Origin of the sequence: Streptomyces sp. NRRL B-1140, assembly GCF_001280065.1 — a bacterium.
Lineage (GTDB): Bacteria > Actinomycetota > Actinomycetes > Streptomycetales > Streptomycetaceae > Streptomyces.
In genome coordinates this window covers 130,762-153,120 of record NZ_LGEA01000092.1, presented here as the reverse complement: position 1 = coordinate 153,120, position 22,359 = coordinate 130,762, and the positions used below count along the sequence as shown (strand labels likewise).

General features: G+C 72.1%; 21 protein-coding genes. 8 read left to right on the top strand and 13 right to left on the bottom strand.

Features of this window, described 5'->3' with window-relative positions:
- The 4 genes from ADK65_RS15160 to ADK65_RS15145 all read right to left on the bottom strand — a co-directional run.
- Nucleotides 1–448, bottom strand: a 448-nt coding sequence (locus ADK65_RS15160; RefSeq protein ID WP_420709034.1) for a 2-oxoglutarate dehydrogenase E1 subunit family protein, incomplete at its 3' end; no start/stop codon positions are given.
- Between the two features lie 281 nt (nt 449–729).
- Nucleotides 730–1,839, bottom strand: coding sequence for a HAMP domain-containing sensor histidine kinase (locus ADK65_RS15155; protein WP_053670647.1), 1,110 nt, complete (start codon nt 1,837–1,839; stop codon nt 730–732).
- On the bottom strand, nt 1,836–2,576 hold the full coding sequence (locus ADK65_RS15150) for a response regulator transcription factor (RefSeq protein WP_030851757.1): 741 nt from the start codon (nt 2,574–2,576) through the stop codon (nt 1,836–1,838). The genes ADK65_RS15155 and ADK65_RS15150 overlap by 4 nt, the downstream gene beginning before the upstream one ends.
- Before the next feature lie 135 nt (nt 2,577–2,711).
- A complete protein-coding gene (locus ADK65_RS15145) occupies nt 2,712–3,389 on the bottom strand; it encodes a spermidine synthase (RefSeq protein ID WP_053670646.1) in 678 nt (225 codons plus the stop codon).
- Between the two features lie 170 nt (nt 3,390–3,559).
- Between ADK65_RS15145 and ADK65_RS15140 the strand changes: the two genes are divergently transcribed.
- Nucleotides 3,560–4,357: a rhomboid-like protein gene (locus ADK65_RS15140; protein WP_053670658.1), complete on the top strand. Its 798-nt coding sequence runs from the start codon at nt 3,560–3,562 to the stop codon at nt 4,355–4,357.
- A 12-nt stretch (nt 4,358–4,369) separates the two neighbouring features.
- On the opposite strand, the gene ADK65_RS15135 is transcribed toward ADK65_RS15140, so the two are convergent.
- The gene (locus tag ADK65_RS15135; protein WP_053670645.1) at nt 4,370–5,038 is read right to left on the bottom strand and encodes a GNAT family N-acetyltransferase; all 669 of its coding nucleotides are present in this window, start codon (nt 5,036–5,038) and stop codon (nt 4,370–4,372) included.
- A 188-nt stretch (nt 5,039–5,226) separates the two neighbouring features.
- Here ADK65_RS15135 and lon point away from each other — a divergent pair, with 188 nt between their 5' ends.
- A complete protein-coding gene (gene lon / locus ADK65_RS15130; protein WP_053670644.1) occupies nt 5,227–7,641 on the top strand; it encodes an endopeptidase La in 2,415 nt (804 codons plus the stop codon).
- 189 nt (nt 7,642–7,830) lie between these two features.
- The gene (locus ADK65_RS15125; protein ID WP_053670643.1) at nt 7,831–8,322 is read left to right on the top strand and encodes a MarR family winged helix-turn-helix transcriptional regulator; all 492 of its coding nucleotides are present in this window, start codon (nt 7,831–7,833) and stop codon (nt 8,320–8,322) included.
- Nucleotides 8,323–8,353: 31 nt separating this feature from the next.
- On the opposite strand, the gene ADK65_RS15120 is transcribed toward ADK65_RS15125, so the two are convergent.
- A complete protein-coding gene (locus ADK65_RS15120) occupies nt 8,354–9,139 on the bottom strand; it encodes a protein phosphatase 2C domain-containing protein (RefSeq protein WP_053670642.1) in 786 nt (261 codons plus the stop codon).
- Nucleotides 9,140–9,495: 356 nt separating this feature from the next.
- Here ADK65_RS15120 and ADK65_RS15115 point away from each other — a divergent pair, with 356 nt between their 5' ends.
- Genes ADK65_RS15115 through ADK65_RS15095 form a run of 5 tightly spaced genes read left to right on the top strand, consistent with a single transcriptional unit; the run spans nt 9,496 to nt 15,528 of the window.
- On the top strand, nt 9,496–12,684 hold the full coding sequence (locus tag ADK65_RS15115) for a nitrate- and nitrite sensing domain-containing protein (RefSeq protein ID WP_420709033.1): 3,189 nt from the start codon (nt 9,496–9,498) through the stop codon (nt 12,682–12,684).
- On the top strand, nt 12,681–13,205 hold the full coding sequence (locus ADK65_RS15110; protein WP_053670640.1) for a roadblock/LC7 domain-containing protein: 525 nt from the start codon (nt 12,681–12,683) through the stop codon (nt 13,203–13,205). The genes ADK65_RS15115 and ADK65_RS15110 overlap by 4 nt, the downstream gene beginning before the upstream one ends.
- Nucleotides 13,202–13,624, top strand: coding sequence for a DUF742 domain-containing protein (locus ADK65_RS15105; RefSeq protein WP_053670639.1), 423 nt, complete (start codon nt 13,202–13,204; stop codon nt 13,622–13,624). The genes ADK65_RS15110 and ADK65_RS15105 overlap by 4 nt, the downstream gene beginning before the upstream one ends.
- The gene (locus ADK65_RS15100; protein WP_053670638.1) at nt 13,605–14,252 is read left to right on the top strand and encodes a GTP-binding protein; all 648 of its coding nucleotides are present in this window, start codon (nt 13,605–13,607) and stop codon (nt 14,250–14,252) included. Before ADK65_RS15105 ends, ADK65_RS15100 begins: the two co-directional genes overlap by 20 nt.
- A 13-nt stretch (nt 14,253–14,265) precedes the next feature.
- Entirely contained in the window at nt 14,266–15,528 is a 1,263-nt protein-coding gene (locus ADK65_RS15095) for a styrene monooxygenase/indole monooxygenase family protein (RefSeq protein ID WP_053670637.1), read from the top strand.
- On the opposite strand, the gene ADK65_RS15090 is transcribed toward ADK65_RS15095, so the two are convergent.
- The 7 genes from ADK65_RS15090 to ADK65_RS15060 all read right to left on the bottom strand — a co-directional run bounded on the left by ADK65_RS15090 (nt 15,492) and on the right by ADK65_RS15060 (nt 22,295).
- Nucleotides 15,492–16,745 (bottom strand): C40 family peptidase, encoded by a 1,254-nt coding sequence (locus ADK65_RS15090; protein WP_053670636.1) that lies wholly within the window; start codon nt 16,743–16,745, stop codon nt 15,492–15,494. The two genes, ADK65_RS15095 and ADK65_RS15090, sit on opposite strands and share 37 nt — an antisense overlap.
- Before the next feature lie 106 nt (nt 16,746–16,851).
- Nucleotides 16,852–17,151 (bottom strand): hypothetical protein, encoded by a 300-nt coding sequence (locus ADK65_RS15085; protein ID WP_053670635.1) that lies wholly within the window; start codon nt 17,149–17,151, stop codon nt 16,852–16,854.
- Between the two features lie 4 nt (nt 17,152–17,155).
- The gene (locus tag ADK65_RS15080; RefSeq protein WP_053670634.1) at nt 17,156–17,815 is read right to left on the bottom strand and encodes a TetR/AcrR family transcriptional regulator; all 660 of its coding nucleotides are present in this window, start codon (nt 17,813–17,815) and stop codon (nt 17,156–17,158) included.
- 44 nt (nt 17,816–17,859) lie between these two features.
- On the bottom strand, nt 17,860–18,798 hold the full coding sequence (locus tag ADK65_RS15075; RefSeq protein ID WP_053670633.1) for an AurF N-oxygenase family protein: 939 nt from the start codon (nt 18,796–18,798) through the stop codon (nt 17,860–17,862).
- Between the two features lie 102 nt (nt 18,799–18,900).
- A complete protein-coding gene (locus ADK65_RS15070; RefSeq protein ID WP_053670632.1) occupies nt 18,901–19,410 on the bottom strand; it encodes a DUF3291 domain-containing protein in 510 nt (169 codons plus the stop codon).
- Between the two features lie 48 nt (nt 19,411–19,458).
- Nucleotides 19,459–20,934, bottom strand: a complete 1,476-nt coding sequence (locus ADK65_RS15065) for a penicillin-binding transpeptidase domain-containing protein (protein WP_053670631.1) — start codon at nt 20,932–20,934, stop codon at nt 19,459–19,461.
- A complete protein-coding gene (locus ADK65_RS15060) occupies nt 20,931–22,295 on the bottom strand; it encodes an FtsW/RodA/SpoVE family cell cycle protein (protein WP_053670630.1) in 1,365 nt (454 codons plus the stop codon). The genes ADK65_RS15065 and ADK65_RS15060 overlap by 4 nt, the downstream gene beginning before the upstream one ends.
- Nucleotides 22,296–22,359: the final 64 nt, after the last annotated feature.

Genomic DNA, 22,359 nt, shown 5'->3' with positions numbered 1-22,359 from the left:
TCACCGGCTGGGTCGCGCAGGAGTGGGGCTGGCGGGCCCCCCTTGGGGGCATCTGCGTGGTGCCGGGGGCCTGCGCGGGGGCCGGGGCCTGCGCGGCGGGCTTCGCCTGGGCCGGAGCCGGGGCGGGGGCCGGTGCTGCGGCGGGCTTCTCGGCCGCCGGGGCGGGGGCCTGCGCGGGAGTGGCCGGAGCGGCCGGCTGAGCGGTGGTGGTGGTCCCCGCGGCCCCCGCGGCCGCGGTACCCGCCGGAGCCGGGGCGGCGGCCGCCCCTGGCTTGTAGTCGGCGAAGAAGTCCCACCAGGCTCGGTCTACCGAGTTCGGGTCCTGGAGGTACTGCTGATAGATCTCGTCGACGAGCCACTCGTTGGCACCGAACGACGCGGCGGGGTTCTTCCCCGCTTGGTCGGTGTCGGTCGAGATGCTCGAGTTACTGGGGGACTGTGGCGACACGGCGGCAACCGCCCTCTTCCGCTTCACAAGATGATGGACAGCGGGAATCAAGGCTACGCCCCTCGGAGGGGGAAGGTCAGGCCGGGCCCGTTCAACGTCGTGCACATCACATCTGGAACCGTGTTTCGGGGCTTGAAATGGCGGGAAACAAGCGTGGTTCCGCTTTATGAGGCAAGAGCGGCCCAGGGCCCAGGGCGCCGATGGCGCGGGCCCGTGCCTGATCACACGTGTCCGTCAGCGCGGACGACCGTGGATCTTGTGACTCCGCTTCGAACTTTACGTCAACTTGGCACAGATGACAGTCCCGGAAGAGTGACAAGAATCCGGCAACCTCGCTCGGATTCGGCCACTCCGATCCGGCCCCCGTGCAGGTCCACGGCCCAGCGGGCGATGGCAAGGCCGAGGCCCGTGCCGCCGTCGCTGCCCGGACCCTGCGGCCGCTTGGCGCTGCCGCGGTTGAACCGCTCGAAGACACGGTGCCACTCGGACTTCGGAATGCCGGGGCCCTCGTCCAGGACCTCCAGCTCCAGCGACTCCGGCAGGGCACCGCGCCGCGCCTTGACCGTCACACGGCCGTGCGGCGGGCTGTGCTTGACCGCGTTGTCGATGAGATTGGCGACGACCTGGTGGATGCGCTCCGGGTCGGCGTGCGCGGTCAACTCCGGTGGATGGACGTCGAGGTGCAGATGGACGTCCGTACGGGTGTGACTGCCCGAGCCGGTGGCGATGCCCGCGCGCACGGAGGCGACCATGTTGGCCTCCTTCAGTACGCCGGACAGGTACGGCCACACCTCGAACCGCCGCTGTTTCAGCGGTACGACGCCGTTGTCCAGGCGGGACAGGTCCAGCAGCGTCTCCACCAGCCGCCCGAGGCGCTCGGTCTGCTTCAGGGCCGTGCGCATGGTCTCCGGGTCGGCCTGCGTGACACCGTCGACGATGTTCTCCAGTACCGCGCGCAGACCCGCGATGGGCGTGCGCAGCTCGTGCGAGACGTTCGCCACGAGTTCCTTGCGCTGGCTGTCCTGGGCCTCCAGCTCGTCGGCCATGGCGTTGATCGTCACGGCCAGGTCGCCCAGCTCGTCCCGGCGGTTCTCCCGCGTGCGGCGGGTGTAGTCGCCCTGCGAGATGGAGCGCGCGACCGCGGTCATCTCGTCCAGCGGCGCGGTGAGCGAATGGGCGACGAACTGCGTAATGAGAAGCGTGGCGATCATCGAGAAGACCGTGATGAAGCGCAGTTCCGTCTTGGTGTGCACCGCGATCACCGACAGACCCGTGGTGATCAGCACCGAGATGACGACCAGCGCGCCCAGCTTGGTCTTGATCGAGAACGGGCTCACCCCGCCCCAGGGGTTCTTCCCGGGGTTTCTCCGTGCGGCCGGCCCGCCGCTCATGGCGTCGGGGTCTCCAGGGCGTAACCCACGCCGTGCACCGTGCGGATCCGCTCGGCACCGATCTTCCGGCGCAGGGCCTTGATGTGGCTGTCGACCGTGCGGGTCCCGGAGGCGTCCGCCCAGTCCCACACCTCGGCCAGCAGCTGCTCACGGGAGAGCACCGCGCGCGGGGTGTTGGCCAGGCACACCAGCAGATCGAACTCGGTGGGCGTGAGGTGGACGTCCTCGCTGCGCACCCGGACCCGGCGCTGTGCGTGGTCGATCTCCAGTTCGCCGAGGCGCAGGATGCCGGAACGCGGGGTGGCCGCCGCGATGGCGGCCCGTTCCACCCGGCGCAGCAGGACGTGCACGCGCGCCGCCAGCTCCCGCATCGAGAACGGCTTGGTCATGTAGTCGTCGGCGCCGACCCCGAGGCCGACCAGCATGTCGGTCTCGTCGTCGCGCGCGGTGAGCATCATCACCGGCACCGGGCGGGCGGCCTGCACGCGCCGGCAGACCTCCAGGCCGTCGAAGCCGGGCAGCATGATGTCGAGGATCAGCAGGTCGGGCTGCCACGCCTCGGCCGTGTCGACCGCGGCCGGGCCGTCGCCCGCCGTTTGCACGAGGAATCCCTCGGCCCGCAGGCGGGTCGCGATGGCGTCCACGATCGTCGCGTCGTCCTCGACCACCAGGACCCGGCGCTGCGCGCCCGGAGTAGCCGTCGCCGAACCGTTGTGGGAGGTCTGTGTCTGCTCCATCGCCCGCCCCTGGGGTGTGCTTTCCGGAATCAGTGGGGTGATTCCTTCTGACTGGCTATGCCTGCGCATGGTTGCGATTGACGCTTGAATGATCGGCGTCAGGGGAGCAGCGTACGGGGAGTCAGTACGCCTTTGCTATCCAGGGCTGATGGCGAGGTGCACGACGTCGGGAACGCCCCGGGCAACCGGGATCTCTTCGGTACGCACCTGTTGGAACCCGGCATTCCGCAAGGTTCCCTCGAATTCCGGAGACGGCCGGGCGGACCAGACGGCCAGAACCCCGCCCGGTCTCAACACCCTTGCACAGCTTGCCAGTCCGGCTTCCCGGTAGAGATTTCCGTTGCCCTCCGTGACGGTCCAGCCCGGTCCGTTGTCGATGTCGAGGCACAGGGCGTCATACGTGTCGGAAGTCTCATTGACGTGTGCGACGAGATCGGTCTCGACGATGTGTGTGCGGGGGTCCGCCAAGGCCTGGGCGGAGAGTGCGGAGAGCGGGCCGTCGCGGTGCCATTCGACGATCGCGTGCTCGCGTTCCACCACCGTGATCCGTCCCCAGCGCGGGTCGGCCGCGGCGTGGGCGAGGGAGAAACCGACGCCGAGTCCGCCGATCAGGACGTCGGGACGGTCCCGGCCGGCCAGGGCGTCCAGTGCCGCGTCGACCAGCCGCCGCTCCGAGCGGCCGTCGGAGGTGTCCATCAGGAAACAGCCGTTGGCGATGATCTCCAGCCGGTCACCGTGCCGCCGCAGCACCACCTCACCGTGGGGGCCCTCGCGACGGTCCAGGACGTCGGGAATGTCGTACGAGGAAGACATGGGGGCATCCTGACAGGGGTGGAGGGTGTGGCGCCCCGCAATTCGCCGGGCCTCGCGGGGACGCGGGACGGGGCTTTCGGGTTGCTGTGAATCGGCTCTCGCGTGGCGAGGGTCACAGACAGCGCAGTGTCCGGAGCGAAGGCTGGGACGTGACGGAAGGAGTGTCCGTGGTGGAACGCACCGCGCCGCCCCGCGGGACGGCCGCGCAGACGCCCGCGGGCGTGCCGGACGCCGACGTGCGAGCGCTGCTCGACGGGGTGCCGCGGCAGCGCGGCCCGGGTGAGCGGGCCATCGGGGGAGTGCCGCAGCCCGGTCCCGCGGCGGGGTCCCGGCGGCGACTGCGCCCCTGGCGGCTGCTGCCCACCCCCACCGGTACTCCCTTCACCTTCGGATACGCGATCCTCCTCTGCCTCACCTCGCTGATCTCCGCGTACGCGCAACCGGCCCTCGTGCACGCCCTGCTCCAGGGCTCCAGCACGGACGTGACACATCTGGTGCGCACTCCGGAGCTGGTGCTGGTGGGCAGCGCGCTGTGGGTCGCGGGCGGTCTGACCTCGCCGTTCGCGCTCGCCTTCGTGCTGGTGCTGACCGCGCTGGAGCGGCGGATCGGTGGCGTGCGCACGGCCGGTGTCTTCCTGCTCGGGCATGTCCTCGCCACCCTCGCGACCGAGGTCCCGGTGGGCCTCGCGGTCCTGGCCGGTCACCTTCCCGGCAGCTCCCTGCACCGCCTCGACTACGGCGTCAGCTTCGGCGTCGCCGCCGGCATCGGCGCCCTGGCCGGACTGCTGCCGCTGTGGCAGCGTCTGCCGCTGCTGGCCGGGTTCGGCTGGATGCTGCTGCAGGACCTGCTCGCCTACGCCGATCCGATGACGAACTGGGGGCACCTCATCGCCCTGGGCATCGGGATCGCGACCTGGCCGGTGGCCCGGCGGTGGTACGCGGCACGCCTCGGCGTGGCCGGTGCCTGAGCGTCAGGCCCTTCAGGCCGGGGCGGGGGCCCGCAGTTCCGGCGGGTCGTGCCGGGCGCTGGTCAGCGTGGCCACCACGCCCCAGCCGAGCGCCTCGTAGAGCCCGCGCCCCGCGGGTGTCCCGGCCAGGACGCCGGTCCGCGCCCCCTGCCGGACGGCGGCGTTCTGCAGCGTCCTCATGACCAGACTGCCCAAGCCCCTGCGGCGGTGTTCGGGAGCGGTCTCGATCTGGTCGACGACGGCGGTCTCGCCCCTCGGGGCGATCTGGCCCCGCGCCGCCAGGGACCCGTCCGGCGCGGCCACCATCAGACGGGTCACCCCGCCGCGCGACCACTCGCGCAGCCGGTAGCCGTCGGGGGCGTCCGCGCAGCCGTGCGCCGCCAGCGGGACGGTCATCAGGTAGCCCGGCTCGGGGTCGATCCACCAGCTGTCGTCCAGCCAGCCGGAGACCACCGACGGGTCCCGGAACGCCTTCAGCCACACGCCGCGCCCGGTCACCGCGCCGGCCACCTTGCGCACGGTCGTTTCGGTGAGGTCCTCGCCCGTGGCGCCGAAGACGTGCCGCGTGACGTGCCCGTACAGGCCCATGTCGATCGTCCAGCCCCACGGCTCGGCCGTCGGCGGGGCGGCCCCGCGCGACACGACCCACCCGTTCACCCACGCCTGCACGGTTGCGTCCATGCGTCCCCCCGTAATGACTGACCGTAATAGCTGCACTGGCTTTTCGTCCCTTACCGGGGAGGAGCCTACGCGCCCTCCCGCTCCCGACGGCACCGGTGATCGCTGACAGCGAACAGCGGACGGGGAACATCCCGAGCTCCCCGAGCATTGAGTCTGCATAGCTCAACTTGACTGCCGAAGGGGAGATCATGGCTTCGACGTCCACACCGCTCACCCTGCCCGTGCTGCCGCTCGACGGGGAGGTCGTGCTGCCCGGGATGGTGGTCCCGCTGGACCTGAGCGATTCCGAGGTCCGTGCCGCGGTGGAGGCCGCTCAGGCCGCTGCCCGGTCAACGTCCGGAAAGCCCCGGGTACTCCTGGTGCCACGCATCGACGGGACGTACGCGAACACCGGTGTGCTCGGCACCGTCGAGCAGGTCGGACGGCTGGCCGACGGCGACCCGGGCGCGCTGATCCGCGGCCGCGGGCGGGTGAGGATCGGTGCGGGGACCACGGGGCCTGGCGCGGCCCTCTGGGTCGAGGGCACCAGCGTCGACGAGACCGTTCCGGACCCGCTGCCCGGGCAGGTCGCCGACCTGGTCAAGGAGTACAAGGCCCTTGCCACCGCCTGGCTGCGCAAGCGCGGCGCCTGGCAGGTCGTCGACCGGGTCCAGGCCATCGACGACGTCGCGGCACTCGCCGACAACTCCGGCTACTCACCGTTCCTCACCACCGACCAGAAGGTGGAACTGCTGGAGACCGCCGACCCGGTGGCCCGGCTGAGGCTCGCCACCCAGCAGTTGCGCGACCACCTCGCCGAGCAGGACGTGGCCGAGTCGATCGCCAAGGACGTCCAGGAAGGCGTCGACAAGCAGCAGCGCGAGTTCCTGCTGCGGCGTCAGCTGGACGCCGTGCGCAAGGAGCTGCGCGAGCTCAACGGCGAGCAGGAGGGCGAGGAGTCCGACGACTACCGTGCCCGCGTGGAGGCCGCCGACCTGCCCGAAAAGGTCCGCGAGGCCGCCCTCAAGGAGGTCGACAAGCTGGAGCGGTCCTCCGACCAGTCGCCCGAGGGCTCCTGGATCCGCACCTGGCTCGACACGGTCCTGGAAATGCCGTGGAACGAGCGCACCGAGGACGCCTACGACATCCAGGGCGCCCAGACCGTCCTCGACGCCGAGCACTCCGGCCTGGAGGACGTGAAGGAGCGGATCACCGAATACCTGGCGGTGCGCAAGCGGCGCACCGCCAGGGGCCTGGGCGTGGTCGGCGGGCGGCGCGGCGGTGCCGTGCTCGCGCTCGTCGGGCCGCCCGGTGTCGGCAAGACCAGCCTGGGCGAGTCCGTCGCCCACGCCATGGGGCGCAAGTTCGTCCGCGTCGCCCTCGGCGGCGTCCGCGACGAAGCCGAGATCCGCGGCCACCGGCGTACCTACGTCGGCGCGCTGCCGGGCCGGATCGTCCGGGCCATCAAGGAGGCCGGCTCGATGAACCCGGTCGTGCTGCTCGACGAGATCGACAAGGTGGGCTCGGACTTCCGGGGCGACCCGGCCGCCGCCCTCCTCGAAGTGCTCGACCCGGCGCAGAACCACACCTTCCGGGATCACTACCTGGAGGTCGAGCTGGACCTGTCCGACGTCGTCTTCCTCGCCACCGCCAACGTCCTGGAGGCGATCCCGGAGGCCCTGGCCGACCGGATGGAGATCGTCCGCCTGGACGGCTACACCGAGGACGAGAAGGTCGTCATCGCCCGCGACCACCTGCTCCCGCGCCAGCTGGAGCGGGCCGGACTCGGCGAGGACGAGGTGACCATCGACGAGGGCGCGCTGCGCAAGCTCGCCGGCGAGTACACCCGGGAGGCGGGCGTGCGCACCCTGGAGCGGTCCGTCGCGCGGCTGCTGCGCAAGGTCGCCGCCCAGCACGAACTGGGAGAGCGGAAGCTGCCCTTCACCGTCCGGGACGAGGACCTGCGCGACCTGATCGGCCGACCGCACCACGTGCCCGAGTCCGCCCAGGACCCGGCCGAGCGGCGGACGTCCGTCCCCGGCGTGGCGACCGGGCTGGCGGTGACCGGAGCGGGCGGTGACGTCCTGTACGTGGAGGCGTCCCTGGCCGACCCGGAGACGGGCGCGGCCGGGCTGACCCTGACCGGTCAGCTGGGTGACGTGATGAAGGAGTCCGCACAGATCGCGCTGAGCTTCCTGCGCTCCCACGGCGCCGAGCTGGAACTGCCGGTGGCCGACCTGAAGGACCGGGGCGTGCACATCCACTTCCCGGCGGGCGCGGTCCCCAAGGACGGCCCGAGCGCGGGCATCACCATGACGACGGCCCTCGCGTCCCTGCTGTCCGGCCGGCTGGTCCGCACGGACGTGGCGATGACCGGCGAGGTCTCGCTGACCGGGCGGGTCCTGCCGATCGGCGGCGTGAAGCAGAAGCTGCTCGCCGCGCACCGGGCGGGGGTCACCACGGTGATCATCCCCAAGCGCAACGAACCCGACCTGGACGACGTCCCGGCGGAGGTGCTGGACAAGCTCGACGTCCACGCCGTCACCGACGTGCGCCAGGTCCTGGAGCTGGCGCTCGCGCCCGCGACCAACGGGGCGGCGCCGGAGGTTCCGGTCGCGGCGTGACGGACGCGACCGGATGAGGAAGGCCCGGGTTCCCTCGCGGGAGGCCCGGGCCTTCACCGTGTGGTGGCCCTGTGGACACGGACGTCCTGACCTGCGGAATACTTGCCGAACTGCGCCGACGAGGGCGGGTGGCGGAAAATTCAGGTACCGGCGTTCTCACGACCGGCGACGACCGAGGCAGGGGCTGACGTGCACGAGGGCGGCAACGACGACGGACACCGCGACGCCGGTGTGGCCGGAACCGGTGTGGACCAGCCCGCCTTCCTGGCGCTGGAGCGCGAGCTGACCGTGCTGCTGCGGCGCGCCCGGGCCAGCCAGGGCGAGATGGCCCGCGAGGTCCACCCCGACCTGGAGTCGTCCGCGTACGGCCTGCTCGTGCGGCTGGACGAGCACGGCAAGCAGCGGGCGACCGAGCTGGCCGCCTACATCGGGGTCGGCAAGGCGACGATGTCCCGCCAGCTGCGCGCCCTGGAGGAACTCGGGCTGGTCGCGCGCGAACCCGACCCCGCCGACGGACGCGCCTGGCTCGTCGCCCTCACCCAGGAGGGCCACGACCGCGTCCGCCGGGTCCGGGAGGCCCGCCGCGCCCGCTACGCCGGCCGCCTCGCCGACTGGGACTCCCGCGAGGTCACGGAACTGGCCCGGCTGCTGCACCAGCTCAACCGCGGCATGGAGAAGTAGGCCGGGCGAGCGTCGCGGACACGACCTACATCTAGAACTCGACGAACACCACCGTCGCGTCGTCGTGCCTCTTGCTCCGGCCCAGGAACGTCGTGGCGGCGTCCGACCGCTCCAGCGCCCGGACGCGGTCCACCAGGGCCTGGGGGCCCTCCTTGCGGATCAGGCGGAAGCAGTCCGTCCAGTCGCCCTCCCCGAACCGCTCCACCCAGCGCGTCGCCCCGTCCGTCAGCGCGGCCAGGGCACGGACCTCGCGACGGGGCACGGTTCCGGTCACCGCCCGGACCGCCACCGAGGGGTCGGCGGCCGCCGTGAAGAAGCCGCCCTCCATGTTGCGGAGCGTGGAGTCCACCAGCGCGTCGGTGGCCAGCGCCGAACGGGGGAGCAGGGCCAGCCGGTCGTCGAGGAGGGGTGTCACCGCGCCGTCCGGCGATTCCACGAGCAGGGCCGAGTCGGACAGGACCAGGTACTCGACCGTGTCCGGATTCCATCGGGCCACGACCACCGTCGCCTGAGGAGTACGAGGGTGAGAAAGGTCACAGGTTGTGGCGTGCGCCTCGGAGGTACGCGCGATGGCGCGGGACAAGGCGTCGACCAGGGGAGCATCCGGGAGTGAAACGGTCAGTTCGGTCAGTGCTCCGCCGAGGCGCGCGGTGAACCAGGGAACGGAATGCAGACAGCCCGTCCCGGTCCTCGGTGGCGTGACCCCGTCCAGGACGACGACCGAACCGCCCTGTCCCGAGGCCGGTAGTCCGACACCGGCGAAGTCCTCGTTGGGGCGGTCGGCGTCTCCCGGCTCCGAGGCGAGTTCAGTACGCATCCAGCCAGTCTGCACGAGCCCTTCACAACGTCCGCAAGAGACCGGCAACGGTTGCCGGATCGGCGCGGTGGCGCAGGTCAGACGCCAGGTTTGGGATGGAATGATTTGTTCCGGGAAGGCGTGGTGGCGAATACTGCCACCGGCCGTCCCCGTCGTCCAACCGGCCCGCCGCGCAAGGTCGCTGCATGGGCCTGCGGAACTTGCCCCTCAACTCCCCTCCGGGGTTCACTCCTTCGGGTGGCGGGTCAGGTGATGCGCGTGCGCTGCCCACCGGCGCTGGGAGGGTCGGGAAGTGTGCCGGGAGTACGCCCCAGTTGACGGAGCGTCACCCGGACCCAAGGGTTCACGAGTCAGGAATGCGAGCACCGGTGCAGAAGACGCGGCCTCGTCGCACAGGCAAGCAGAAGGCCCCCGTTCAGGGCGCTGAGCCGACGCCCCCCACCGGCACGGGCCGCCCCACGCACGTGCGCAACCGGCTGATCGTGGCCGTCGCCGTGGTCGCCGCGGCCATAGCCGGGGCCGGCACCCCGTCCGTCCTGGCCGCCTCCGGGCAACTCCACGACTCGCAGAAGCTGGTGACGCTCGCGGAGCAGACGCAGGACGCGCTCGCCCTCGCGCACTCCCTCGCCGACGAACGCGACGACGTCACCTCCTACATCGCGGCCGGGCGCCCCAAGTCCAAGGCGCCCTCCGAGCAGCGCAGCGCCCGGGTGGACCGGCAGGTCGAGGAGCTGCGCTCCGACACCGACACGCCCGCCTCGCTCCGCTCGGACCTCGACGGCATAGCGGCCGTGCGCAGGGCCGCGCTCACCGGCAAGAGCAGCGCCCTCGAGGCGCACCAGGCCTACTCCCGCGCCATCACCGAACTCCACGACCTCGCCGAGCAGCTGGCGCAGCGGACCCCGCCGCGTGCGGGCGCCGGCGGGTACGCGCTGGCCGAGCTGGACTCCGCCGTCCAGCAGGCCGCCGCGGCCCGCGGGCTGCTGCTCGCCGCGCTGAGCGTGCCGCGCAACACCGAGACGGTCATCGACCCCGTCACCGGTCTGCCCACCCGGGCCTCCGCCTCCTCGGACGCCGACACCCGGCAGCGCGACGCCCTCAGCGCCGCCGCCCAGCAGGCCCGGCTGCGCTCCGACGCGGCCCTGGCCGACTTCCGCGACACCGCGCCCAAGCCGGCCCGCGCCTCCTTCGACTCCACGGTCACCGGCACCGAGGTCAACTCCGCCGACAAGTACCTGGCCACCCTGACCGACCAGCCGACGCTCTCCCGCACCGACCTCACCACCAGCAGCAAGAAGCTGGACGCGGCCCTGTCCGCCCGCGTCGACCTGATGCGCGGCGTGGAGTCGGCCCTCTACGACCGCCGCACCAAGGACTTCGAGGCGCTGCGCGACGACGACGTCACCGCGCTGGAGATCCGCATCGCCGTCCTCGGCGCCCTCATGCTGCTCGCCGTCGGTGTCGCCACGGGCATGGCCCGCAGCCTCACCCGCCCCCTCGCCGTCCTGCGCCTGGGCTCCAAGCGCCTCGCCGAGGCCGACGACCCGGCGGCCGAGGAGCCGGTGAAGTTCACCGGCCGCAACGACGAGTTCGCCCAGGCCGTCCGCTCCGTCAACGCCCTGCACGCACACGCCGCCGCCCTCACCGAGCGGATCACCACGCTGGAGTCCGACCGCAAGCACCTCGTCGGGCAGCGCCAGAAGATGGCCGACGCGCGCGAGGAACTGCGCGGCGAGCTCGCCGAGTCCGCCGCCCAGCTGGAGCGGCTGCGCACGGCCATCGGCGGGACGTTCGTCAACCTCGCCCTGCGCACCCTCGGCCTGGTCGAGCGGCAACTGGCCGTCATCGAGAACCTGGAGGAGCGCGAGCAGGACCCGGACCGGCTCGCCACCCTCTTCAAGCTCGACCACTTCGCCACGGTCATGCGCCGGCACAGCGAGAACCTCCTCGTCCTGGCCGGCACCGAGCACGTCCAGCACGCCGCCGGGCCCGTGCCGCTGGTGGACGTCGTCCGGGCCGCCGTCAGCGAGATCGAGCGCTACGAGCGGGTCCGGATCGCCGCGCTGCCACCGCACGCGCACATCGCCGGATTCGCCGCGGACGACCTCTCCCACCTGCTGGCCGAGCTCATGGAGAACGCCACCTCGTTCTCCCCGCCCGACCTGCCCGTCGAGATCTCCGGCTGGCTGCTGGAGAACGGCGAGGTCATGCTCTCCGTCCAGGACGAGGGCATCGGCATGACCGAGGAGCGGCTGGAGCGCCTCAACTCCCGCCTCGCCGACTTCGACCCCGAGGCGCCCTACGACCAGGAGGGCGAGGACGGTCTCGGCCTCGGCCTGTACGTCGTCGCCCGGCTCGCCCACCGCCACGGCGTGCGCGTCCAGCTGCGCGAGCAGAAGCAGGGCGGTGTCGCGGCGGTCGTCGTCCTGCCGCGCACGCTCCTCGCCGCCGCCCCGCCCGTGGCCGTCCCGACCTCAGGCCCCCTTACGGGCACGGCCCACTCCTACTCCTTCCCGGGCGCCGACGCCGAGGCCAACTCCAACGTCCTGCACGGACGCGCCTCCGGCGACGACCCGTTGGTGGCCCTGGCGGAGAAGGCGGTACGCCGGGACGAAGCCGCGGACACCACGACGCCCGCGGGTCACCCGGAACCGGCGGGGGAGCCCGAACCGGCGGAGACGTCCGAGCCGTCCGGGGCGCCCCATGCGCTGGAGGTGCCGGAGCCGTCCGGGACGGCGACACCGGCGACCCCGGCCGCGCCGGCAAGGCACGATGAGCCGACGACACACGCCGACCCGGGGGCACACGCCGACCGGGGGGCGCCGGACGCCCCGGCGGCGCCCGGTGATCCGGCCGTGGCCGCCCACGGCTCCCTGGCGGGGCCCGGCGATCCGGCCGTGGCCGCCCACGGCTCCCTGGCGGGGCCCGGCGATCCGGCCGTGGCCGTGACTCCGGCAGGGCCCGACCCGGCCGCCGAGGCCGACCCGGCGGCGTCCGGCGACCCGGCGCCCGGCGACTTTCCGGTAGAGCCCGCATCGAGGCCGCACACCGGCCCGGACGAGGCCGCCGCACCCGTGGAATCCCTCGCGGAGACCACGATGGAGCTGCTGATCCCGGTGCAGGCGGGGGAGCCTGACGCGACGGGACACGGCACCGCGGCCGACAGCGCCGAGACCGGCCCGCACGGGCGGCCCGCGCCCGCAGACGGCACGCACGCGGGCCGTGCGGACCTGGACGAGAGCCCGGAGCACGGACGCGCGTCCGACGAGGAGGAGGACCGCGTCACCGACAAGGGCCTCCCCAAGCGCACGCCGAAGATCACCGCACAGACCACCGCCCCGCGCCAGCGCAGCGGCTCCGTCGACGCCGAAGCCCTGCGCCGCCGCCTCGGCGGCTTCCGTCAGGGCGCCCAGGCGGGCTACCGCGACGTGGAGGCGGAGATCGCCGAGAGGACGGCCTCGCACCAGCGGCCGGACACCGGCGCAGCACGACCAGCTGGATCCGAAGAATCCACGGGGGGCACAGTCGAGGAGGCAAGCAGTTGACCGCTCCCAGTACCTTCGGACTGATCGGCCTGAGCAGTGAGGCCCGCAACCTGCACTGGCTGCTGACCAACCTCGTCGAGGAGGTGCCCGGCATCCTCTCGGTCGCGGTCGTCTCGTCCGACGGACTGCTCCTGCTCTCCTCCGACGACCACCGCAACAAGGAGGCACGGGAGGCACTGCAGGCCCGCGGCACCCGCCGCACCGGCCCGCGCGGCTCCGCCGCCGACCTGGCCACCATCGTCTCCGGCATCGGCAGCCTCACCATCGGCGCCGCCCGGCTGATGGACTTCGGCGGAGTCCGGCACACGATGATCGCCATGGACGAGGGCAGCCTGTTCGTGATGTCGATCAGCGACGGCTCGCTGCTCGGCGTCCACGGCTCCGCGGACTGCGACATGAGCGTGGTGGCGTACCACATGGCCCTGTTCGTCGGCCGCGCCGGTCACGTCCTGACTCCGGAACTCCGCAGTGAGCTCCGGAAGTCCCTGGAGGATTCCCAGACGACGGGGAGTGCCCGATGAGCAGTACGCCCAAGCAACACCTCCCGGTCCGCGGCGGGGACCGCAAACCTGCCCGGGTCCGCCCCTACTCGCTCACCGGCGGCCGCACCCGCTTCGGCCACGTCCTCCTGGTGGAGACGTTCGTGGCGAGCACGGCCGCGCTGGAGGCCCCGGAGGAGCGCAAGGAGCTGACGAACGGCTCCCTCTCCACCCGCGTGATGCCGGAGCTCCAGGCCATCGTCGAACTGTGCCGCCGGATGCGTACGGTGGCCGAGATCGCCGCGCTGCTGAAGATGCCGCTCGGCGTGGTCCGCGTTCTCCTGAGCGACCTCGCGGACCAGGGAAAGATCCGTGTGTACGGAACGGGCACCGGCCATGGCACGGGCCGCCCGGACCGGGCTCTGCTGGAAAGGGTGCTGAGTGGACTCCGTCGTCTCTGACGCCGCTCACGGCGTCACTGGTTCCTCCCCGTCTCTCGAGCCCGGCGAGAGCATGCACGCCTGGGAGACGGACCGCACCCGTGCTCCCATCGCCACGAAGATCGTGGTGGCCGGCGGCTTCGGCGTGGGCAAGACCACGCTGGTCACCTCCGTCTCGGAGATCACGCCCCTGCAGACCGAGGCACTGATGACCGAGGCGAGCGAGGCGACCGACGACCTCACCGCCACACCGGGCAAGTCCACCACCACCGTGGCCATGGACTTCGGGCGCATCACGCTCGACGACGACCTGGTGCTCTACCTGTTCGGCACACCGGGCCAGCAGCGGTTCTGGTTCATGTGGGACGACATCGTGCGCGGCGCGATCGGCGCGGTCGTCCTGGCCGACACGCGCCGCCTGAAGGACTGCTTCCCGGTACTGGACTACTTCGAGAGCTCCGGGCTGCCGTACGTCGTCGCGGTCAACCACTTCGACGGCAGTGAGCTCTTCGAGCCGGAGGACGTGCGGGAGGCCCTGACCATCCCGCGACACATACCTGTCATGATCATGGACGCGCGTCGCCGGATCTCCGTGATCGAGACCCTCCTGGCCCTCGTGGGCCACGCGCTCGACGAAACCCCCGAGTAGAGGACAGCCCCGCATGCGGAAGATACTCGTCGTCGGAGCCGGTCAGTCCGGGCTCCAGATCGCCCTCGGCCTCCAGTCACAGGGGTACGAGGTCACCCTGATGTCCAACCGGACGGCGGACGAGATCCGCACCGGCCGGGTCATGTCCACGCAGTGCATGTTCCACACGGCCCTGCAGCACGAGCGCGATCTCCAGCTGAACTTCTGGGAGTCCCAGGCCCCGAAGATCGAAGGACTCGGCGTCTCGGTCGCCGCCCCCGGCTCCTGGGCCGAAGGCCCCTCCGCCCGCGCCATCGACTGGCTGGGCAGGCTCGACGGCTACGCCCAGTCCGTCGACCAGCGCGTGAAGATGGCCGGCTGGATGGAGACGTTCGCCCAGCGCGGCGGCCAGCTCGTCATCCACGGCGCGGCCGTCGGCGACCTCGACTACTTCTCCCGCACCTACGACCTGGTGCTCGTCGCGGCCGGCAAGGGCGAGCTGGTGCAGATGTTCGGCCGTGACGCCGAGCGCTCCCCCTACAGCGAGCCGCAGCGCGCGCTGGCCGTGTCGTACGTCCACGGCCTGGGGCCGCGCCCCGAGCACCCGGGCACCGAGGCGGTCCGCTGCAACCTCGTGCCGGGCGTCGGCGAGCTGTTCGTCATGCCGACCCTGACCACCTCCGGCCGCGCCGACATCCTGTTCTGGGAGGGCATACCCGGCGGCCCGCTCGACGCCTTCAACGGCGTGAAGGACCCCGCGGAGCACCTCTCCCTGACCCTGGAACTCATGGAGCGGTACGTCCCCTGGGAGTACGCGCGGGCCACGAAGGTCGAACTGACCGACGCCGGCGGCACGCTGGCCGGCCGTTACGCCCCGACCGTCCGCAACCCCATCGGGCGCCTGCCCGGCGGCGGTCTGGTGCTGGGCGTCGCCGACGTGGTCGTGGCGAACGACCCGATCACCGGCCAGGGCTCCAACTCGGCCTCCAAGTGCGCCGCCGCCTACCTCGCCTCGATCACCGAGCACGGCGACAAGCCGTTCGACGAGGAGTGGATGCGCGCCACCTTCGACCGCTACTGGAACACCGCCCAGCACGTCACCAAGTGGACCAACGCGATGCTCGCGCCGCCGCCGGAGCACATCCTCAACCTCATCGGCGCCGCCGGTGAGCTCCAGCCGGTCGCCGACCGCTTCGCGGGCGGCTTCGACAACCCGGCCGACTTCGAGAACTTCTTCTACGACCCGGACAAGACGCAGGCCTACCTCGCCGAGGTGTCCGGCGCGGGCGCCGCGTAACCGTCGTAGCCCTCGTCGGACCCGTCCGTGGCACCCTCGGGGAGCTCCGGCGGCTCGTAGCGCCGCAGGGGCTCCCCGCCCGGGTCCGGCCGTACGGCACCCAGGACCGGGTTGGCCGCGATCGGTGACACCTTCACCTGCGCGCCCGGACGGGGTGCGTGGACGACCATGCCCTCGCCCAGGTACAGCGCCACGTGTGCGGCCTTCGGGAAGTACACGACCAGGTCGCCGGGGCGCAGTTCGTCCAGCGGGATCCGCTCCAGCCGCTTCCACTGCTCCTGGCTGGTCCGGGGGACGGGCGTCCCGGCCTCGGCCCACGCCTGCGAGGTCAGCCCCGAGCAGTCGTACGTCCGCGGGCCCTGCGCGCCCCACTCGTACGGCTTGCCGATCTGCCGCACGGCGTAGCGCAGGGCCCGGTCGCCCTCGGGCGACGGCGTGCGGGCGGTGCTGCCGGTGCCGTCGCTCTCGCTGTTCTTGCCGTCCGCGTCGCGATCCGTGTCGCCGTCCGCGTCGCGATCCGTGTCGTCGGCATCGTCGTTCGCTTCGTTGCCGAGCGCGCCGGATGCCATGAACCTCTCCTGTGCCTTGGCGATGCCCTTCCGCTCGAAATCGGCGAGTTCGGTGAGCTGTTCGCGGCTGAGGGAGGCGAGCAGCTTCTCGACCTCGTCGAGGCGTGCGCGGACCTCGTCCCGTTCCTTCTTGCGCCGTTCGGCGAGGGTGAGCTGCCTGTCGAGGGCGGCGCGGGCCCTGCGGGCCAGGTCGCCCGCCCTGCGCTCGTTGCCGGACAGCCGGGTGACGGTGCCGGCCCGCTCCCGCGCGAGCCGGCCGATCACATGGCCCTGCTCGATCGCGTGCTGCGGATCACGGGCCAGGAGCAGGCGGACGTACGGGGAGAGGTCGGTGCTGCTCTGGTACTGCTGCCGGGCGAGCCGGCCGACCGCGCCCCGGCTGTCGTGCAGGGAGAGCCGGGCACGAGCGAGGGCGCGGTCCAGCCGGTCGGTCTCGGCGCGCTGCTTCTTCAGCTTCTCCTCGGTGGCGTTGTGGGCCTCGGTGGCCTCCTCGGCCTTCCGGTACAGCCCCTGAAGGTCCGTCAGGAGGGCCGCGAGCTGTCGCCGTTCCGTGTCCGGCTCGGGGACGGCCGTCGCCGGGACGGGCGCCAGGGCGGTTCCGGCGGCAACCGCCGCGATGCAGACCAGACGCAGCAACCTTCCTGACATTCCATCACCTCCGGTGCGGGGGCGGCCTGGTGCCGCCGGACACCGTGAGGATCAAGCGGGTCCGTGTCCCGCGCGCGGCGAGCGTGCGCGGTTCGGCGCAACGGGGTCACCCGTCGGCGTCGTCCGGCCTGCCGGGCGGCGTGGCGGCTGGCTTCGACCAGGGCCAGTTGAGCCGGCGGGGCGGGACACCCTCCGGGGCGTGCACGTACTTCCAGCGGTTGGACAGGCCGACCCTGCCCGGTCCCCGGGGCACGCGACGGTAGACGAGCACCGTGTCCGGTCCGCCCTCGGGGTCGGGGACGGGGATGCGGTACGTCTTGGGCGGGTGGCCGGTGATGCCGAGGAGGACGGGCAGGACCCTGCCGTCCATGGGGCCGCCCTCGAAGGGGGTGTCTTCGCTTCTCACGGGATCAGTGTCGGGGATCCTCGGCGAGCGCCCGGACCAGGGCGTCGGTCTGCGGGTCGCGGCGGGCGGTCACCGTCAGCATCGCCACGAACTGCTCCACGAGCCAGTCGCGGAGCTCTCCGGCGGGGGGCTGCTTGTCCTCGTCGAGCCAGATGAGCGACGACGCCTCCACGGCCGTGATCCACATGCGGACGGTCATGCGCAGGCCGCGGCCGGGGTGGGTGACGCCCAGGTGGCTGACGATGTGCTCGGCTGCGGCGCGGCGCACACCGTCGACGATGGCGGTGGTGCGGGACGTCTCCACCACGCTGCCGCCCTGGAGGAGGGCGCTGAAGCCGGTGTCGTGCTGGTCGACGAAGGCGAGGTAGCGGTCGAGGGTGCGGGCGAGGCGGGGCAGGAGCGGGCCCTCGCGGGGTTCGTCGAAGCAGTGCTGGAGCTCGTCGGCGGCGGAGCGCAGGGCGGCCTCGTAGAGCTGCTGCTTGCCGCCCGGGAAGTACCGGTACACCAGCGGCCGCGAGACCCCGGCCGCCTCCGCCACGTCGTCGAGGGACACCTCCTCCGGGGCGCGGTGGGCGAAGAGGTCCAGCGCCGAGGCGAGGAGCTGACTACGGCGTTCCTCGACGCTGAGTCGCCGGTAGGCGGGGGTGGGGGCGGCTGGTGTCATGCCTCGCAGGGTAATCGGGGGGCCGAGGGGCTGCGTAGCGCCTCTTACGCCAGCAGCCCCGACGACTTCCACAGCCTTCGGCCGACCCCGCGCAGTACGCCGATGTCGTCGAGGAAGTCGGTCAGGCGCTTGGAGCCGTTCTGCATGACCTCGCGGCGGTGGCCGCTCGCGCGGACCTGGGCGAGGGCCTCCCGCTTGTCGAGACCCACGTTCGTGTAGACGTCGGGGTTCACGAAGGCCACCGAGAAGACGCGGGCGAACTCGCCGGAGGTGATGCGGGTGAAGTCCTGGGACCACTTGGGGGCCGTCACCATCTGGCGGCGCAGTTCCTCGCGGGCGTAGCGGACGTGGCGGGCCTCCTCCACGACGTGGATGCGGGTGACGCCCCGCACCAGGGTCTGGACGCGCTCGTCGGGGAACGTCAGACGCTGCATCCAGTCCAGGACCTCCTCGCCCAGCAGGGTGGCCGTGAAGGAGCCGGGGGTGGTGGAGATGGTCTTGAACAGGCGGCCCAGCTGCTGATGTGCGCGGCTGACCGGGTACCAGGGCGTGTCGCCGTGGGAGATCAGGCGGGCGAACATCTTGGAGTGGCGGCACTCGTCCTCGATCTCGGTGAGGGCGTAGCGGACGTGTGCGCTCGTCGCCGCCTTGTCGTAGATGTGCCGGACCAGCAGCTGCATCAAGATGATCTCGAACCAGATGCCCAGGGAGGCCAGGGCCGCCGCCTCGTGCTGGGAGAGGAGGATGCGCTGCTCGTCGCTCATGCGCTTCCAGAGCGGGGTGTCGTAGAGCGAGACCAGCTCCGGGGGCCAGAACCACTTGCCCTCCTCGAAGGGTGCGTCCCAGTCCAGTTCCTCGTCCGGGTCGAAGGAGTGCTTGGCGGAGGAGTCGAGCAGCCGCTGGGCCACCTGCTCCCGGTCCTTCAGCAGGCCGAGGGCGTCGCGCAGGCCGTCGAGCGCGTCGGCTTCCGTCAAGGTCGTCATGGCTGCCCACCTCGTTGTGCACACGTCACTGATGCACTTATGAGACTGCTTGTCAGCAAGCTCGTCAATCCCCCGTGCGCCACTTGTTGACCGGGTGTCTACCTAGAGCGCGCAGCCGAGCCCCTCCGGTACCTCGCCGATCAGCGGCTCGGCCCCCTGGGGCGGGAACCGCGTCCGCAGGGTGAAGGCGTACGGCGTCGGGCCGTGCGTGCGCAGGTGCAGCACGCGCGACTCCGCCTCGGCGACCGTGGGGCGGTGACCCGACGGGACCCACCAGAGGGCGACCATGGCCTCCTGCACGCGTTCGAACCACTCGCGGCGGCGAGCGAGCATCTCCCGGTGCCTGCCCTGGTACATGTACGCCGTCAGCGCGTCGGCGTCGCGCCACACCGACATGTTGATGATCAGCCAGGAGTCACCGAAGACGGGTACGTCCGTGGCGTCGTCGCCCGCCTCTCCCTGCAGACGCCAGACGAAACCGTCGGCGTCGTCCGCGTCCGCGTTCACCGGATCGAGGCTGTCGACGAAGTCCTTCAGCTGCGGGGAGTCCAGAGGGGCCTTGAGGCGGCCGAGGTTGACCTGGGCGAGTTCGTACGCGGCGGGTTCAGTCATGGACCGAACGGTAGGTCGGGGTCTCCCGGCCGCGGTAGCCCCGTCTCATCAACCGGGCGGCTGCCAGGGCGACTTCAGTACCGCCTCCATCACCGCCCGCGCGATCGGCGCGGCGTCGCCGCCTCCGCTGATGTCCCCGCGTTTCGCCTCCGCGTCCTCCACGACGACCGCGACCGCCACCCGCGCCGCCGGATCGCGGTCGCCCTGCGCCCAGGAGACGAACCAGGCGTACGGCGTCCCAGAGTTGCCGAGGCCGTGCTGGGCGGTGCCGGTCTTGCCGCCGACCTCGGCGCCGCGGATGGCGGCCCTGCGTCCGCCGCCGTTCTCGACCGCGTCCCGCATCATCGCCCGCAACCGGTCGGCGGTGGACGGGTACATCGCCTGGCGGACCGGCCGCGACCCGGCCGTCGCGAGGGTGCTGCCGCCCGGCCGGGTCGTGCGCTCCACCAGGTAGGGGTCCCGCACCTGGCCGCCGTTCGCCACGGCCGCCGCGACCATCGCCATCTGCAGCGGCGTGGCGCGGGTGTTGTACTGGCCGATCGACGACAGGGCCAGCTGGGCCCTGTCGACGGTGGTGTCGAACGTGGACCGGGCCACCGGGAAGGGAATCCTCAGCTCCTCGTTGTTGAAGCCGAAGGCGTGCGCCGTGGCCGTCATGTCCGCCACCCCCACCTCCACGCCGAGCTTGGCGAACACCGTGTTGCAGGAGAAGGTGAAGGCCTCCCGGACCGAGGCGTCCGCGCAGCCCTTCGACGCGTTCGTCAGGCGCGTGCGCGTTCCGGGCAGCCGGTAGCGGTCGGGGGAGTCGGTCGGCGCGTCGAGGTCCGTGACCACCCCGGCGTCCAGCGCGGCGGCCGCGGTGACGACCTTGAACGTCGAGCCAGGCGGGTAGGTCTGCAGCACCGCCCGGTTGAGCATCGGCCTGTCCTTGTCCGCCGTGAGCCGCCGCCAGGCCCGGGCCGCCGCCGAGCCGTTGCCGGAGAGCGGCTCGGGATCGTAGGACGGGGCGGACACCAGGGCCAGGATCCGGCCCGTCGCCGGCTCCAGCGCCGCCACCGCTCCCTTGCGGCCCTCGAGTCCCCGGTACGCGGCCTCCTGCGCGGCCGGGTGGAGCGTCGTGACGACGTCACCGCCCGCGTTGCGCGCCCGCGTGAGGTCGTTCCACAACGGGAACGGCGCGAGCATCGGATCCGCGCCGGACAGCACGCCGTCCTCCGTGCTCTCCAGCAGCGTCGTCCCGTAGAGCTGGGAGGCGAAGCCGGTGACCGGGGCGTACATCGGGCCGTCCGTGTAGGTCCGTTCGTAGCGGAGGTGCTCGCGGGTGTCCCGGGAACCGGTGACCGGGCGCCCGCCGACCCAGATGTCCCCGCGCGGCTGCTCGTAGCGGGCGATGTCGGGGCGCCGGTTGGCCGGGTTGCGGTCGTACGACGGCGCCTGGACGACCTGGACGCGGGCGGCGTTCACCAGCAGGGCCACCAGCAGCAGCGCGCAGAAGTACCCGGCGTGCCGGATGTGCCGGGTCACCGGGTGTCCTGCCCGTCGTAACCGCGCCGGGCCGAGTCGCTCACCCTGACCAGCAACGCCACGATCGCCCAGTTGGTGACCACCGACGAGCCGCCCTGCGCCAGGAACGGCATCGCCATGCCGGTCAGCGGGATCAGCCCGGTCACGCCGCCCGCGATCACGAACACCTGAAGCGCCACCAGGGAGGCGAGGCCGACCGCGAGCAGCCGTCCGAAGGGCTCGCGCTGCGCGAGCCCGGCCCGGAACCCGCGCTCCACCAGCAGTCCGTAGAGGAGGAAGACGGCGCTGAGGCCGGCCAGGCCGAGTTCCTCGCCCGCGGTGGCCAGGATGAAGTCCGACTTCACGGCGAAGCCGATGAGGAAGGAGTGCCCGAGTCCGAGGCCCGTGCCGAGCATGCCGCCCTCGGCGAAGGCGAACAGCGACTGGGCGAGCTGGTTGGCGCCCTCGCCGGCCTCGATGGAGGCGAAGGGGTGCAGCCAGGTGTCGATCCTGCTGTGCACGTGCGGCTCCAGCCGGCCCACGGCGACCGCACCCAGCGCCGCCAGCAGCAGACCGACCGCGATCCAGCCGGTGCGGCCGGTGGCGACGTAGAGGAGCACCACGAACAGGCCGAAGAACAGCAGAGAGGTGCCGAGGTCGCGTTCCAGGATCAGCACGCCCACGCTCACCAGCCAGACGGTGACGATCGGACCGAGCACACGGCCCGTGGGGAGCTGGAGCTTCCAGACGCGGCGGCCGGTGTAGGCGAGCGCGTTGCGGTTCGCCGCCAGGTACGCGGCGAAGAACACCGCCAGCAGCACCTTCGCGAACTCGCCCGGCTGGATGGAGAACCCGGCGACCCGGATCCAGATGCGGGCCCCGTTCACCGCCGGGAACAGGATCGGCAGCGTGAGCAGGACCAGGGCCGCGACCACGCAGACGTACGTGTAGCGCTGGAGCACCCGGTGGTCGCGCAAGAGCAGGCCGACGAGGATGAACAGCGCCACGCCCAGCGTCGACCACACCAGCTGGGCCGGCGCCGCCCGGTCGCCCGGGGTCTCCAGGTCGAGCCGGTAGATCAGCACCAGGCCCAGCCCGTTGAGCAGCACCCCGATCGGGAGGAGCAGGGGGTCGGCGCAGGGCGCCCGCAGACGTACCGTCAGATGAGCCAGCAGCGCCAGTACGCCGAGGCCGGCGCCGTAGCCGGCGGCACCGGGCGGCAGCGTTCCGTGCCGGGCGAGGCCCACGGCGCAGTAGCCGTACACCGACAGCAGGACCGCCAGCACGATGAGGGCGAGTTCGATGCCCCGGCGCCGGGGGAGGCGGCGGACGGCGGGCGTGGGCGGGTCCGCCGTCGCCACGGTGATTCCGGCCTTGCTCATGTCCGGAATCTACCCAAACCGTGCGTCTCGCAGGCTTTTGGGTGGCCGGGTGTCCGTGGCGTCA

Bases quoted from the DNA above. Each gene is read 5' to 3' on its own strand.
- ADK65_RS15155 (WP_053670647.1), bottom strand. From the start codon at position 1,839: ATGAGCGGCGGGCCGGCCGCACGGAGAAACCCCGGGAAGAACCCCTGG.
- ADK65_RS15150 (WP_030851757.1), bottom strand. From the start codon at position 2,576: ATGGAGCAGACACAGACCTCCCACAACGGTTCGGCGACGGCTACTCCG.
- ADK65_RS15145 (WP_053670646.1), bottom strand. From the start codon at position 3,389: ATGTCTTCCTCGTACGACATTCCCGACGTCCTGGACCGTCGCGAGGGC.
- ADK65_RS15135 (WP_053670645.1), bottom strand. From the start codon at position 5,038: ATGGACGCAACCGTGCAGGCGTGGGTGAACGGGTGGGTCGTGTCGCGC.
- lon (WP_053670644.1), top strand. From the start codon at position 5,227: ATGGCTTCGACGTCCACACCGCTCACCCTGCCCGTGCTGCCGCTCGAC.
- ADK65_RS15120 (WP_053670642.1), bottom strand. From the start codon at position 9,139: ATGCGTACTGAACTCGCCTCGGAGCCGGGAGACGCCGACCGCCCCAAC.
- ADK65_RS15115 (WP_420709033.1), top strand. From the start codon at position 9,496: ATGCGAGCACCGGTGCAGAAGACGCGGCCTCGTCGCACAGGCAAGCAG.
- ADK65_RS15105 (WP_053670639.1), top strand. From the start codon at position 13,202: ATGAGCAGTACGCCCAAGCAACACCTCCCGGTCCGCGGCGGGGACCGC.
- ADK65_RS15095 (WP_053670637.1), top strand. From the start codon at position 14,266: ATGCGGAAGATACTCGTCGTCGGAGCCGGTCAGTCCGGGCTCCAGATC.
- ADK65_RS15090 (WP_053670636.1), bottom strand. From the start codon at position 16,745: ATGTCAGGAAGGTTGCTGCGTCTGGTCTGCATCGCGGCGGTTGCCGCC.
- ADK65_RS15080 (WP_053670634.1), bottom strand. From the start codon at position 17,815: ATGACACCAGCCGCCCCCACCCCCGCCTACCGGCGACTCAGCGTCGAG.
- ADK65_RS15075 (WP_053670633.1), bottom strand. From the start codon at position 18,798: ATGACGACCTTGACGGAAGCCGACGCGCTCGACGGCCTGCGCGACGCC.
- ADK65_RS15070 (WP_053670632.1), bottom strand. From the start codon at position 19,410: ATGACTGAACCCGCCGCGTACGAACTCGCCCAGGTCAACCTCGGCCGC.
- ADK65_RS15060 (WP_053670630.1), bottom strand. From the start codon at position 22,295: ATGAGCAAGGCCGGAATCACCGTGGCGACGGCGGACCCGCCCACGCCC.